Raw genomic sequence first — 13,763 nt, 5'->3', positions numbered from 1 at the left:
GATCACAAACCCCCTGTGGGAGCGAGCTTGCTCGCGATGAAGGCGACTCGGTCCCTCTGACATCACCTATCATGCCCAACCCCCACTGCCCCGACTGGGCCACCGCCCTGCTCAACGGCTTCAGCCAGATTTTCCTCCAGCGCCATCCGCTGTGCGGCTTGCTGTGCCTGTTGGCCATCCTGCTCACCGCACCCACCTTGCTCGGCGGTGCGCTGCTGGGCGGCGTGGCTGGATTGCTGACGGCGCAACGACGCGGCTATACCAAGGAAGATCGACAAGCTGGCCTCTTCAGCTACAACGGCATCCTGCTGGGATTGCTGTTGAGCCTGGCCCTGCCGTGGTCGGTGTTGCTGCCACCGTTGATCATCGCCGGTGGCGGCCTCGGTGCGATGCTGACCCAACAATGGCTCAAGCGAACCACCGGCCCTCGCTGCTTGCCCGCCTACACCGCGCCCTTCGTGGGGATGGGCTGGTTGTTGCTGGGTTTCCCCCCGCCATCGCCCTCACCCGCGGCGCTGGACATGACGTTACCCGATCTATTGACGGCCCCTTTGATCGGGCTGGGCCAGGTCATGTTTCTCGACCACCCGTTGGCCGGAGCGCTGATCGCGATCGGCCTGTTGATCGCCAATCGCCGCGCCGCTGGCTGGGCGCTGTTCGGCTCCGTCGTCGGCCTTGGGTTCGCCTGGCTACAACACGACAGTAGCCTCGCCCTGTCCGGATTGGGCGGCTATAACCCGGCGCTGGTGGCCGTGGCCCTGGGTCAACGGGCCCGTGGACCATGGAAGCCGCTGACGGGCATTTTACTGGCGGTCTTTCTCACGCCGGGCTTCGCCGCCCTGGGCCTGGCCCCACTGACAGCGCCATTCATCCTCGCCTGCTGGCTGGTTCACTCAACAGAGCGGCTCTGGCACCAGGCCATCCTTGATAACGAGCCTTGCGCTCTGCGGGGCAATCGCCCTAGGCTTCGCTGATCATCGATTCAGGCGAAGGTTATGGACAGCAGCAACAACTGGCGTGAACGCCTCTATGTGATCATTTTCCAGACCGACACCGTGGCCGGCCGGCGCTTCGACAGTACGCTGCTGCTGATCATCCTTGCCAGCCTGGTGATCGTGATGCTCGACAGCATCGACAGCGTGCACAAGAACTACGCGGCCCTGCTGGCCTACATCGAATGGGGCTTTACCTTCATCTTTCTCGTCGAGTACGTCCTGCGCCTGTACTGCTCGCCGAAACCGCTGCGCTATGCGTTCAGTTTCTATGGATTGGTGGACCTGCTGGCAATCGTGCCGGGGATCCTGGCGCTGTACTACAGCGATGCCCAATACCTGTTGATCGTGCGGATCATCCGCATGCTGCGGATCTTCCGGGTGCTCAAGCTCAGCCCGTACCTCAAGCAAGCCAACTACCTGATGGCGGCGCTACGGGGCAGCAAGCAGAAGATCATCGTGTTCCTCGTCAGCGTCTCGACCCTAGTGACCGTATTCGGCACGCTGATGTACGTCATCGAGGGCCCCGAGCACGGTTTCACCAGCATTCCCAAGGGCATCTATTGGGCTATCGTGACATTGACCACCGTAGGATTTGGCGACATCGTGCCCAAGACACCCCTGGGCCAAGTGGTGTCGTCGCTGGTGATGATCACCGGTTACTCGATCATCGCCGTGCCCACGGGTATTTTTACGGCTGAACTCGCCACGGCCATGCGGGGCGACCAGCTCAAGCACGATTGCCCGGTGTGCAGCAAAAACAACCATGAACATGGCGCTGCTTTCTGCTCTCGTTGCGGTAATGCGCTTTTCAGGAAAACGGAATAAGCAAAGTACTTTTAAATTCTTGAAGGCCTATAGACTTGCCATTAGTGTGCTGGCTACTCGCCCGCCTCCCCCTATAAAAAGGAATTCGCAGTGAAGAACTTCTTTGGCGCCTCCCTTCTCGCCGCCGGCCTGACCTTCGGCAGCCTGGCCAACGCCGCCCCAACCCTGCTGAACGTTTCCTATGACGTGATGCGCGATTTCTACAAGGACTACAACGCTGCGTTCCAGAAGCACTGGCAAGCCGAGCACAAAGAGAACATCACCGTGCAGATGTCCTTCGGCGGCTCCAGCAAGCAGGCGCGTTCGGTGATCGATGGGCTGCCTGCGGATGTCATCACCATGAACATGGCCACCGACATCAATGCCTTGGCGGACAACGGCAAGCTGGTTCCGGAAAACTGGGTCACTCGTTTGCCGAACAACAGCGCGCCGTTCACCTCGGCCACGGTCTTCATCGTGCGCAAGGGCAACCCGAAAGCGCTCAAGGACTGGCCTGATCTGCTCAAGGACGGCGTGCAGGTGATCGTGCCCAACCCGAAAACCTCCGGCAATGGTCGCTACACCTACCTGTCGGCGTGGGGTTACGTGCTCAAGAACGGCGGCGACGAGAACAAGGCCAAGGATTTCGTCGGCAAGCTGTTCAAACAAGCCCCCGTGCTGGACACCGGCGGCCGCGCCGCGACGACGACCTTCATGACCAACCAGATTGGCGACGTGTTGGTGACCTTTGAAAACGAAGCGGAAATGATCGCCCGCGAGTTTGGCCGCGACCAGTTCGAAGTGGTCTACCCAAGCGTGTCCGCCGAAGCCGAGCCGCCAGTGAGCGTCGTGGATAAAGTGGTCGAGAAAAAACGCTCCCGCGAAGCCGCCGAGGCGTACCTCAAATACCTGTGGTCACCCGAAGGCCAGGAAATTGCCGCCGCCAACTACCTGCGCCCACGGGATCCGGCCGTGCTGGCCAAATACACGGACCGCTTCCCGAAAGTTGATTTCCTGTCGGTGGAGAAAACCTTCGGTGACTGGCGCACCGTGCAGAAGACTCACTTCAATGACGGTGGGGTTTTCGATCAGATCTATAGCGGACAGTAAGACTCGACTCACATAAACACCGCCTGTCAGCCAAGCCCCATCCTGTGGGAGCGAGCTTGCTCGCGATACGGTCTGTCTGCATCAACGATGCTGAATAAGCAGCCGCTATCGCGAGCAAGCTCGCTCCCACAGGAATTTGATGGCCATCATTAATCTCGGGCATGACTGATATCAGCCGCAAAGCCTGTTCCAGAGCCCTGCAAGTCTTTAGCCTCACGCCATCCTTTCAATCGATCGACGAGATTGCCATGAGTGCTCATCCCTCTTCGCCCGGCGTCACCCTGACCCGCGGCATGGTCCTGCTGTTCGCCTTCTGCTGCGGCGCCATCGTCGCCAACATCTACTACGCCCAACCCATCATCGAACTGATCGCTCCCGACGTCGGCCTGTCCAGCACCATGGCCAGCCTGATCGTCTCGCTGACCCAGATCGGTTATGCCCTGGGCCTGTTTTTCCTGGTGCCATTGGGCGATCTGCTGGAAAACCGGCGCTTGATGATCCTCACCACCGTGGTCGCGATAGCCAGCCTACTGGGTGCGGCCTTCACCGATCAGCCGAATGTGTTCCTGCTGGTCTCGCTACTGGTTGGCTTCAGTTCTGTCTCGGTGCAAGTGCTGATTCCACTGGCAGCGCACCTGGCACCCGAGGAATCCCGGGGACGGGTTGTCGGTGGGATCATGGGCGGCCTGTTGCTTGGAATTCTGCTGGCGCGGCCGATCTCCAGCGTCGTCGCCGATCATTTCGGCTGGCGGGCGATGTTCATGATCGCCGCCGTGCTGATGGCGGCCATCAGCATCGTCCTGGCGCTGACCGTGCCCAAGCGCCAGCCCGATCACAGCGCTTCCTACGGCCAGCTGCTGGGATCGCTCGGCACCTTGTTGCGCCAACAACCGCAGTTGCGTCAACGGGCGTTCTACCAGGCTTGCATGTTCGCCACGTTCAGCCTGTTCTGGACCGCCGCGCCCTTGGAGCTGGCGCGCAACCATGGTCTCACCCAGACGGACATCGCCTTGTTCGCCCTGGTCGGCGCCATCGGTGCCATAGCCGCACCCATAGCCGGGCGCCTGGCGGATGCCGGTCACACCCGCGTCGCTTCGCTGCTGGCGATGCTGTTCGCCAGCTTGAGTTTCCTGCCCGCCTTCATTCACCCGGCCTACAGCGTGATTGGCCTGGCGGTGACCGGCGTGGTCCTGGATTTCTGCGTACAGATGAACATGGTCCTGGGCCAACGCACCATCTACGCCCTCGACGCCAAAAGTCGCAGCCGACTGAACGCGCTGTACATGACCAGCATCTTCGTCGGCGGTGCGTTCGGTTCGTCCATCGCCAGTGCGGTCTACGAACACGGCGGCTGGCTGTGGGTGGTGATCGTCGGCAGCGCCTTCCCGCTGCTGGCTTTGCTGCGTTTCTTGAGCGCTTCGCAGAAGGCCTCGTTGGCGACAGCCTGATAACGGCGCGCAAATAAAAATGCCCGACAGGTCATGACCTGTCGGGCATTTTTTTTATCGGGCGGTCAGACCCGCACGTTGCCACGCGGCCCGGCAATCGCCCAGATGATCAGGCCCAACACCGGCAGCAGCAGGATCAGCAGTACCCAAAGGACTTTCGCCCCGGTGCCCGCGCCACTCTTGAGTACGTTGATGATCGCCCAGATATCGAGCGCCAGGATAATCAGGCCAATCAGGCCGTTGAAAGTGGAACCCATGGTGTCGCTCCCGAATGGTGATATGCCCATTTAGGATAGCGGCCCCTGGGCAAGGGTTCCGTTTTATTGCTTCAGACGTGAACCGCGACCTTGAGCGCTTCCAAGGACGGTGCCGCGGCGATGCCCACCTCGGCGCACAACTCCAGCACGCGCGGCACGTCGTTGCCGTACACCAGCACCATCTGCAATTCATCGTCGAGCAACTGGCTGAAATTCATCAGCACGTAGCCACCGTTTTCCTTGTTCAGGCTGCTCATCTGGATCTGGATGCGGTTGAGTGCGGTCAGGGCTTCAGTCTTGGCCAGTTGCTTGGGCTTGAGGTTGAACGCGACGCCGGGGCCGAACGAGGCGACGATCTGCTCGAACAACTCGACGTAGGTATCCGCCTGGAACAACACGGTATCGGGCAAGCTGCCCACCACCACCCACTCGCCCAGCGCGATGGGGAAAGTGTCGTCGTAATTGATGTCCGGGTTGGCCGCCAGGAACGCCACCGGGTCGGCGTAGGCCTGGGCCGCCTCATCGGCAATCTTCTCGATGTCCGCCTCGCCCAGGCAGCCGGAGCTGATTTTGCTGATGAGTTCGATGAGTACGGCTTTCATGGGCGGATCCTGTGGCGATGTGTTTTTTTCGGGCGCGAAGGATAGCGCATCCCCCACTCCCTTTGGCGAGGTCAGCCCAACAACTTCTCCAATTGCGCCGTGGTGTCCACCGCGCCCATGGTCCTGGCCGCGTCGAGTGCCGAGACGCCGTTGGCATCCTTGGCCTTCGGGTCGGCGCCTTTGCCGATCAGGTAATCGACGATTTCGACTCGGTTGAACATCGCCGCCATCATCAATGCCGTGCGACCGTCGAACGAGGAACCTTCCACTTGCGCGCCACCGTCCACCAGGGCTGAAACCACCGCAAGGTCACCCTTGAACGCTGCACCGGCAATGGGACTCTGACCGTTGTCGTTGCGGATTTCCGGATCGGCCTTGTGTTCCAGCAAGACTTTTACCGTCTCGACATGCCCGTGGTACGCGGCCAGCATCAGCAAGGTATCGCCCTTGTGATTGCGCAAGTTCGGCGGCAAGCCCTTGCTCAGCAGCGCGGCCATCATCGCGGCGTCGCCCTGGCGGGCAACGTTGAAGACCTGCTCGGCAAATTCCGCTGCTTCTTCCGGGGTCATCTGGCGGCTTGTATCAGACATGGGAAAACTCCATCAGGCTCATCACAAAGCCGCTAGTTTCCCGAGGGACTCCGGGGCTGTCATCCCTTTTTTCTCTGCGATGCTCATAGCCAGAATCAATAGCGGTACTGTCCCCCTTGGATGCGCATCGCCAATTGCCGGTCCACGGGCACATAGGTCGAGGTCTCGGGCAGCCAGGCGTAGATCGGCTCATCGCCTGTCTGGCACGGGTCGAAAGCCTCGGTCTTGAGACGGGTTTTGCGGTATTTGAAGGTGCCGGTGGTGTCCATCTTCACCTTGATGCGCAAGAACAGCGGTACCGCGTAGGCGGGCAGTTTGCACTGGAGAAACCGCAGCAGTTCATTGAAATCCAGGGTCGCCAGGGATTCGGCCGGTGTGATCGCGGCCATGCCGGCGCGACCATTGGTGCCGTTGATCTCGACGCCATAGGCCACCGCCTCGGCAATCTGCGGATGTTGCAGCAACACGTTCTCGACTTCCGTGGTGGAGACGTTTTCGCCTTTCCAGCGGTAGGTGTCGCCGAGACGATCGACGAACTGCCCGTGGCCGAAACCGATGTTGCGCAGCAAATCACCGGTGTTGAAATAACGGTCGCCCGGGACGAAAACGTCCCGGTGGATGGTTTTCTCGGTCTTCGCCGGATCGGTATAGCCATCCAGCGGCGCCTTTTCGTCGATGCGCGCCAATAGCAGGCCCGGTTCGCCCTTGGGGACTTTTTGCATGCGGCCTTGCAGGTTGCGCAAGGGCGCGCCGCTGTCGTGATCGTATTGCACGAGCTCCCAGGCCATCAGTGAAAACCCGACCGTATTATCGAAGTTCAGGATGTTGGTAAACCCGATGTTGCCGTCGCTGGCCGCGTAAAGTTCACAGATGTGGTCAACGCCGAAACGTGTCTTGAACGCCGCCCAGGCGTCAGGGCGCAGGCCATTGCCGATCATTTTCGTCACGCGGTGCTGCCGGTCCGTGATGCTGGCAGGCTGATCGACCAGGTAACGGCACAGCTCACCGACGTAACCCAGGGTCGTCGCTCGATACTTTCTCACGTCGCTCCAGAACTGGCTGGCGCTGAACTTGCGGCGGATCGCGAATCCCGAGGCACCGCAGATCGCCGCGCCCCAGCACACACATAACCCGGTGGCGTGATACAGCGGCAGCGTGCAATAGACAATGTCGTCGGGCTGCATGTCCAAGGCGATCAGGCCGAAACTGGTGGACGTGCGCATCCAGCGGCCGTGGCGGAACACCCCCGCCTTCGGTAGCCCCGTGGTGCCGGAGGTGTAGAGATAGAAACAGGGATCGTTGAAAAACACCTGCTGGCTGCTGGCCGGGTCGGCGCCGGGGAATTGCTGGCTTGTGCCCATCAGGTCGACAAATCCGGACGGCGCCGAGGAGGCATCCTGGTCCGCCACCCACCACGTTCGAGCATCCGGTAGCGCGGTTCGACCGCGCACATCGTTGAACACTGCGACCCGCTCATCCCCGACCACCACCGCAACAGGCGCGACCAATGCGAGGCTGTGGACCAGTGCATCCCCCGTTTGCGAGGTATTGATCATCGCGCTGACCGCGCCGACTTTCGCCACCGCCAGCACCGTGATCAGCAATTGTGGACGGTTCTCGATGAAAATCGCTACGCAGTCGCCCTTCGCGACGCCTCGCGCCAACAAGCAATGGGCGATGCGATTGGCCTGCTCGTTGACCTGTGCATAACTCAGCACCGTATCGCCACACAGTAGCGCCGGGCCTCGGGGGTTGCGTAGCGTGGCTTGTTCGAAGCACCAACCCAGGCCGCAGGGCTGCGCGGGGTCCTGGACGTTGGCGAGTTTCATGCCTTTGACAATGCGGGGAACAGCTCTGGCGATGGCGGGCAACTTGCGCAACATCATGCCCCAGGTAATAGCGTCGCTGGGTGTACGACTCATGGGTGATCCTTCCCCGGCCGACCTTATGGGTCGCGGTTCTTGTGTGGGGTTATGCGAAATCTGGATCGAAAGTACGCCAGCGATTCCAAGGCTGTACACGCGGTTTTTGCAATGTTTTGTATCCGCTGCATGGAACAGGCGAAGCGTGAGCGCGGGGACACGGTTTGGTTCCAAAAATAATTGTCGGACCACGCAAAATGCAGGATGCACGATGGCCGTTCATGCAACTTGCACGAAAGCAAAAATATAGATATTTATTAAGCCATTGTTTTAAAAGGATTTTTTAACAAATCAAATACTGGCACAGACACTGCAACTACCCCTCCACGGTTTGCCATACCATGGAGCAATGAACGATGAACATGATTCAAGAGAAGTTTGCATCGCTGTTTTCCAACTACGAAGTCACTACCCAGGCACGCCCGGATGGCGGGATCCTGCTGACCTTGCGCAACAGCGACGGCAAACTGTTCAAACGCACGATTTCCTATGCGCAATTGCACGCCGGGGACCAGTTGTCCTGGGCCATCAGTGCCATTCGCCGCGATCTGGCTGAACAAGCCAGCGAATTGCCGCCTGTGGCGATGCTGCAAAGCCAGCATCGTTTCGCGCTACCGACCTATCACAGCGCCTGACACGCTGTGCCGGGATCAGGCCTGGAGCTTATGGCTCCATGGCCTGATTTTTTTTGTCCGCCGTTCAAGCGCCGAACCGGGACGGATCGATTCGAGCAAAACTTTCAACGGTTTCGTGCCCGGACAGGTCGCCCCCGTCACGCGCCAGGCCACACGTGGCCATCCCGGCGCCACGAGCCGCGTCTAGTTCCTGGACGATATCCGACAGAAACAGGATTTCCCCCGGCGCGACACCCACCGCCTCGCTGATCCGCTGGTAGGACTGCACGTCCCGCTTGGGCCCCGAGGTCGTGTCGAAATAACCGCTGAACAGCGGCGACAGGTCACCGGCTTCGGAGCAACCGAAAATCAACTTTTGCGCCTGGATCGAGCCCGAGGAATACACAAACAACCGGTAGCCTTGCTGATGCCAATGTTTCAGCGCATCCACCGCATCCGGATAAACGTGACCTTTCAATTGCCCGGCCTCGTAGCCCTGCTCCCAGACCATGCCTTGCAACGCCTTGAGCGGCGTAGCCTTGCGGTCCTCGGCGATCCAGCCCAAGAGGATCGCGATAACCCGTTCGATATCAGCGTCCGGCTCGCCGCTGTCCCGACGCACCGCGTCCAATTGTTGAGCAACGTCGGCGCGCCCGGCGTTGTGGCGGATAAAGTCCGGCAGGTGCTCGGCGGCATAGGGAAACAGCACGTCGAAGACAAAACTCACCGCGCTGGTGGTGCCCTCGATATCGGTGAGGATGGCTTTGATCGTCACGACGTCAGTCCTCCAGGCGCGGGAAGCGGCTGGCGATGTCATCGCCGGTGAATTTCGCGACCCAGCCTTCCGGGTTGTTGAACAGGCGAATGGCGACAAAATGCGGGTGCTCGCCCATGTCGAACCAGTGCGGGGTACCGGCGGGCACCGAGATCAGGTCGTTCTTCTCGCACAGGACCGCGTAGACGTAATCGTCGATGTGCAAGGTAAACAGGCCCCGACCGGCGACGAAAAATCGCACCTCGTCCTCGCCATGCCGGTGTTCATCAAGAAACTTGGCCCGCAGTTCGGCTTTCTGGGGATGGTCGCTGTTGAGGCTGATGACGTCGACCGTGACGTAGCCGCGCTCGGTCATCAATTGGTCGATCTGGGACTTGTAGGCGGCGATCACCTCTTCCGGGCTGGCGCCGGGCTGGATTTTCGCCGCGGCTTCCCAACGGTCGAACCGCACGCCCTTTTCGGCCAGGGTCGAGGCGATGTCCTCGAAGTGGGTCAGTACCTTGTTCGGGATCTCGGGACTTGAGACGTGGTAGACGGACAGGCTGCTCATGGCAATGGCTCCAGCAATTATCGGTTCAGGAGTGCGCGGGTCTTGAGTTCGCACTCGAACAGGAATTCGAACGCTTCGATCTGGCGCAGCGCATCGTTCATGCCCGCCCCCCAGGTGTACAGGCCGTGGCCACGGATCAGGTAGCCGGCGCAATCGGGATGCGCGTCCAGCCAGGGTTGGACCTTGGCGGCCAGGCGCGCGATGTCCTGGTCGTTGTCGAAAATCGGCACGCGGACCCGGGACTCATGGGTCGTGACGCCGCTGAAGGCTTTTTGCAGTTCATAGTCTTCAAAGTCAAGGAACGCTTCGCCGGTCAGGCGCGACAGCACCGTGGCGTTTACCGAGTGGGTATGCAGCACCGCGCCGATCTGTGGGCGCCAGCGATACAGCTGGGTGTGCAGCAAGGTTTCAGCCGACGGTTTCTTGCCCGGCTCCAGGCTGTTGCCATCCAGGTCGGTGGCGAGCACATCGTCGATGCCCAACTGCCCTTTGTGCTTGCCCGACACGGTGAGCAAGGCTTGGTCGGGCGCTAAACGGGTCGAATAATTGCTGCTGGTGGCCGGGGACCAACCGCGACCGTACAAAAAACGCCCGGCGTCGATGATCTGCTGGGCGAGCTGTTCACGGGTAAGGCTCATGGCCTGTCCTCTTGCATGCGTGTGGCAATGATAACGGCTGCAGCGAAGGCTGCGAGGCTGGCGATGTTGAATGTCCAACCGGCGCCCATGGCATTCCAGCTATAGCCGGAGTACAACGCCCCCAGCGCTCCACCGGTGCCGGCCAGCGCGGCGTACAGCGCCTGGCCCTGACCTTGTTGGCGCGGGCCGAAACTACGTTGCACGAAATGGATGGCAGCGGCGTGAAAGCTGCCGAACGTCGCGGCGTGGAGCACCTGGGCAAACAATAATACCCAGAGGAATTCGGCCAGCGAGCCGAGCAGCAACCAGCGCAGCGCCGCCAACAGGAAACTGACCATCAGCACCCGACGCACGGAATACCGCGCCAGGATCCGGCTCATGAACAGGAACACCAACACTTCGGCCACGACGCCGACGGCCCAGAGCACGCCGATCAATCCACGGCTGTAGCCCAGGCGCTCCAGGTGCAGCGTCAGGAAGGTGTAATACGGCCCGTGGCTCATTTGCATCAGGCCGACGCAGGCATAAAACGCCAGCACCCCCGGGTTGCGCAACTGCCGCAGGAATCCGTCCCCGGCCACCCGCGGCCCCTGCACCGGCTGAGCGTTGGGCACCCAGAAGCTGCTCAGCACGATGCCACCCATGATCAAGGCCAGGGCCACCGGATAAATGTCCAGGCTCAGCCATTGGAACAGGCGGCCGAGCACAACGACCGTGATGATGAACCCGATGGAGCCCCACAGGCGGATCTGGCTGTAGCGCGAGGCTTGTCCGCTCAAGTGAGCCAGGGTGATGACTTCGAACTGCGGCAGCACCGCGTGCCAGAAGAATGCATGCAGCGCCATGACCATCGCCAGCCAGGCGTAGCTTTTGTCGATGAAGATCAGGGAGAAGCTCAGCAGCGTGCAGATCGCGCCGAACCGCACGATCGCCAGGCGCCGGCCCGTGTAGTCCCCCAGCCACCCCCAGAGATTCGGCGCCACGCAGCGCATCAGCATGGGGATCGCCACCAGCTCGCCGATGCGTGCCGCGTTGAACCCCAGGTGATCGAAGTACAGCGCCAGGAACGGCGCAGTGGAACCGAGCAACGCGAAATAGAACAGGTAGAAACTGGAAAGCCGCCAGTACGGCAACGCCGCCATGGTCGTCAGGCCACGGCGGTCGGCAGGCCAGCCATCAAAGCTGACCCAGCACCGGGGTGCCGACGTGAACGTCGGCATTCTGGCCGCGATGGCGCAACAGATGATCCATCAGCACGATGGCCATCATCGCTTCGGCGATCGGCGTGGCGCGGATGCCCACGCACGGATCATGGCGGCCCTTGGTGATGACGTCCACCGGGTTGCCATGGATATCGATGGAGCGCCCCGGCGTGGTGATGCTGGACGTCGGCTTCAAGGCCAGGTGCGCGACGATCGGCTGGCCCGACGAGATGCCGCCGAGAATCCCACCGGCGTTATTGCTCAGGAAACCTTGTGGCGTCAGTTCGTCACGATGTTCGGTGCCGCGCTGGGCGACGCAGGCGAAACCGGCGCCGATTTCCACGCCCTTCACCGCGTTGATGCTCATCAGCGCGTGGGCCAGCTCGGCGTCGAGACGGTCAAAGATCGGCTCGCCAAGGCCAGGCATCACGCCTTCGGCGACCACGGTGATCTTCGCGCCAACCGAATCCTGGTCCCGGCGCAGCTGGTCCATGTAGGCCTCCAACTCCGGCACCTTGTCCGGGTCGGGGCTGAAGAAGGCATTCTGTTCGACCGAGTCCCAGGTCTTGAACGGAATTTCGATCGGGCCCAGTTGGCTCATGTAGCCGCGGATGACGATGCCCTGGCTGGCCAGGTATTTCTTGGCGATCGCCCCGGCCGCCACGCGCATCGCGGTTTCCCGGGCCGAGCTGCGCCCGCCGCCGCGGTAGTCGCGCTCGCCGTACTTGTGATGGTAGGTGTAGTCGGCGTGAGCCGGGCGGAACAGATCCTTGATGGCCGAGTAGTCCTTGGACTTCTGGTCGGTGTTACGGATCAGCAGGCCAATGGCACAGCCGGTGGTGCGCCCCTCGAAGACGCCGGAAAGGATTTCGACCTCATCGGCTTCCTGGCGCTGGGTGGTGTGGCGGCTGGTGCCGGGCTTGCGGCGGTCCAGGTCACGCTGAAGGTCGTCCAGGGAAATCTCCAGGCCCGGCGGGCAGCCGTCGACAATGGCGACCAACGCCGGGCCATGGCTTTCGCCCGCGGTGGTGACGGTGAACAGCTTGCCGTAGGTATTGCCGGACATGCAGGGTGCTCCGAGAAATCGCTGAGAAATCGAGATGGGCGCCAGTATACGCAGGCTCCCCGAGTAGTTCATCCTCGAACCTTATCAGTGCCCGCCAGTCCAACCGGCACCTTCGCAACTCATGGCGTCATGATGTTAAAACTGTTTGTGTTGAGCCTTACCCTCTTCACGGGCCTGGTCTGCGGCGTCGCCCAGGCCACCGTCCTGCAACGTCCCATCAGCCTCGACACCGGCAACGGTGAACTTTTCGGCTCCCTGCTGCTGCCAAAGTCCGACACGCCGGTGCCCGTCGTCCTGATCATTTCTGGCTCAGGCCCTACGGATCGTGACGGAAACAACCCCGAAGGCGGGCGCAATGACAGCCTCAAGCGCCTGGCCTGGGTGTTGGCCCGGCAGAACATCGCCAGCGTGCGCTACGACAAGCGCGGGGTGGCCGCCAGCCTCGCCGCCACACCGGACGAACGCAACCTGAGCGTCGAAGCCTACGTAGCCGACGCCGTGGCCTGGAGCCACAAGCTGGCCGCCGATCCTCGCCTGGGCCCACTGATCCTGCTGGGCCACAGCGAAGGGGCGCTGATCGCCAGCCTCGCCGCGCCCCAGGCCAACGCGGCGGCGGTCATCTCGGTGGCCGGCAGCGCGCGCCCCATCGACGAGGTCTTGCGCCAGCAACTCAGCGCCCGCCTGCCACCGCCGCTGATGCTGCGCAGCAACGAGTTGCTCGACAGCCTCAAGGCCGGCCGTCCCGACCCGAATGTTCCTGCGCAACTGCAGGTCATCTTTCGCCCCAGCGTGCAGCCTTACTTGATCTCGCTGTTCCGCCAGGATCCGGCCCAGGCCTTCGCAGCCCTGAAAATGCCGGCGCTGATCATCCAGGGCAGCCACGATATCCAAGTCAGCGTCGACGATGCCCGGCAATTGAAAGTGGCCAAGCCCGACGCCGAACTGGCGCTGATCAAGGGCATGAACCATGTGATGCGCATCGTGCCCAACGACGTCAAGCGGCAACTGGCCTCCTACAAGGATCCGAACCTGCCCCTGGCGGCGGAGCTCAGTGCCCACATCCTGAGTTTTATTGGCACGTTGGCCGCCCGTTAAGCGCGTTTGGTGGCCTATAGCCCTCTAGTCTTGGCAAATCCGGCCGATAAACCGGTGTCGGACAGCGCAATGGCTGCCGACAAGCCGGCCTGGAC

At 61.5% G+C, this 13,763-nt stretch carries 15 protein-coding genes; 6 read left to right on the top strand and 9 right to left on the bottom strand.

What is annotated here, in order from left to right; all coding sequences use genetic code 11:
• Positions 1 to 71 precede the first annotated feature (71 nt).
• The 4 genes from J3P76_RS07365 (at position 72) to J3P76_RS07350 (ending at position 4,357) form a co-directional block, all read left to right on the top strand.
• Entirely contained in the window at positions 72 to 974 is a 903-nt protein-coding gene (locus tag J3P76_RS07365) for an urea transporter (RefSeq protein WP_434701697.1), read from the top strand.
• Positions 975 to 995: 21 nt separating this feature from the next.
• Positions 996 to 1,820, top strand: a complete 825-nt coding sequence (locus J3P76_RS07360; protein WP_434701696.1) for an ion transporter — start codon at positions 996 to 998, stop codon at positions 1,818 to 1,820.
• A gap of 90 nt (positions 1,821 to 1,910) precedes the next feature.
• Positions 1,911 to 2,909, top strand: coding sequence for a sulfate ABC transporter substrate-binding protein (locus tag J3P76_RS07355; protein ID WP_434701695.1), 999 nt, complete (start codon positions 1,911 to 1,913; stop codon positions 2,907 to 2,909).
• A 248-nt stretch (positions 2,910 to 3,157) separates the two neighbouring features.
• On the top strand, positions 3,158 to 4,357 hold the full coding sequence (locus tag J3P76_RS07350) for an MFS transporter (RefSeq protein WP_434648610.1): 1,200 nt from the start codon (positions 3,158 to 3,160) through the stop codon (positions 4,355 to 4,357).
• Positions 4,358 to 4,422: 65 nt separating this feature from the next.
• Here J3P76_RS07350 and J3P76_RS07345 read toward each other — a convergent pair whose 3' ends face one another.
• The 4 genes from J3P76_RS07345 to J3P76_RS07330 form a co-directional block, all read right to left on the bottom strand.
• On the bottom strand, positions 4,423 to 4,614 hold the full coding sequence (locus tag J3P76_RS07345) for a PLDc N-terminal domain-containing protein (RefSeq protein ID WP_053149901.1): 192 nt from the start codon (positions 4,612 to 4,614) through the stop codon (positions 4,423 to 4,425).
• Between the two features lie 71 nt (positions 4,615 to 4,685).
• Entirely contained in the window at positions 4,686 to 5,216 is a 531-nt protein-coding gene (locus J3P76_RS07340) for a hypothetical protein (protein ID WP_420766955.1), read from the bottom strand.
• Positions 5,217 to 5,287: 71 nt separating this feature from the next.
• A complete protein-coding gene (locus J3P76_RS07335) occupies positions 5,288 to 5,806 on the bottom strand; it encodes an ankyrin repeat domain-containing protein (protein ID WP_420766956.1) in 519 nt (172 codons plus the stop codon).
• 95 nt (positions 5,807 to 5,901) lie between these two features.
• Positions 5,902 to 7,728 (bottom strand): long-chain-acyl-CoA synthetase, encoded by a 1,827-nt coding sequence (locus tag J3P76_RS07330; protein ID WP_434607196.1) that lies wholly within the window; start codon positions 7,726 to 7,728, stop codon positions 5,902 to 5,904.
• Positions 7,729 to 8,084: 356 nt separating this feature from the next.
• Between J3P76_RS07330 and J3P76_RS07325 the strand changes: the two genes are divergently transcribed.
• Positions 8,085 to 8,363, top strand: a complete 279-nt coding sequence (locus J3P76_RS07325) for a DUF3509 domain-containing protein (RefSeq protein WP_030142324.1) — start codon at positions 8,085 to 8,087, stop codon at positions 8,361 to 8,363.
• Between the two features lie 64 nt (positions 8,364 to 8,427).
• On the opposite strand, the gene mtnC is transcribed toward J3P76_RS07325, so the two are convergent.
• Genes mtnC through aroC form a run of 5 tightly spaced genes read right to left on the bottom strand, consistent with a single transcriptional unit; the run spans position 8,428 to position 12,573 of the window.
• Positions 8,428 to 9,117 (bottom strand): acireductone synthase, encoded by a 690-nt coding sequence (gene mtnC / locus J3P76_RS07320; protein WP_434607199.1) that lies wholly within the window; start codon positions 9,115 to 9,117, stop codon positions 8,428 to 8,430.
• A gap of 4 nt (positions 9,118 to 9,121) precedes the next feature.
• Entirely contained in the window at positions 9,122 to 9,667 is a 546-nt protein-coding gene (locus J3P76_RS07315) for a 1,2-dihydroxy-3-keto-5-methylthiopentene dioxygenase (protein WP_434560101.1), read from the bottom strand.
• A gap of 17 nt (positions 9,668 to 9,684) precedes the next feature.
• The gene (locus tag J3P76_RS07310) at positions 9,685 to 10,305 is read right to left on the bottom strand and encodes a methylthioribulose 1-phosphate dehydratase (RefSeq protein WP_434607201.1); all 621 of its coding nucleotides are present in this window, start codon (positions 10,303 to 10,305) and stop codon (positions 9,685 to 9,687) included.
• Complete coding sequence (locus J3P76_RS07305; RefSeq protein ID WP_434564133.1) at positions 10,302 to 11,447, bottom strand: MFS transporter; 1,146 nt, start codon at positions 11,445 to 11,447, stop codon at positions 10,302 to 10,304. The genes J3P76_RS07310 and J3P76_RS07305 overlap by 4 nt, the downstream gene beginning before the upstream one ends.
• Before the next feature lie 34 nt (positions 11,448 to 11,481).
• A complete protein-coding gene (aroC, locus tag J3P76_RS07300) occupies positions 11,482 to 12,573 on the bottom strand; it encodes a chorismate synthase (protein WP_434560105.1) in 1,092 nt (363 codons plus the stop codon).
• 129 nt (positions 12,574 to 12,702) lie between these two features.
• On the opposite strand from aroC, the gene J3P76_RS07295 reads away from it, so the two are divergent.
• Entirely contained in the window at positions 12,703 to 13,668 is a 966-nt protein-coding gene (locus J3P76_RS07295) for an alpha/beta hydrolase (RefSeq protein WP_434607203.1), read from the top strand.
• The last annotated feature ends 95 nt before the right edge of the window (positions 13,669 to 13,763 follow it).

This window comes from Pseudomonas sp. D1-36 (genome assembly GCF_051132205.1).
GTDB lineage: Bacteria > Pseudomonadota > Gammaproteobacteria > Pseudomonadales > Pseudomonadaceae > Aquipseudomonas.
The sequence above is the reverse complement of the archived record's forward strand: the minus strand, read 5'-3'. Positions and strand labels throughout refer to the sequence as shown.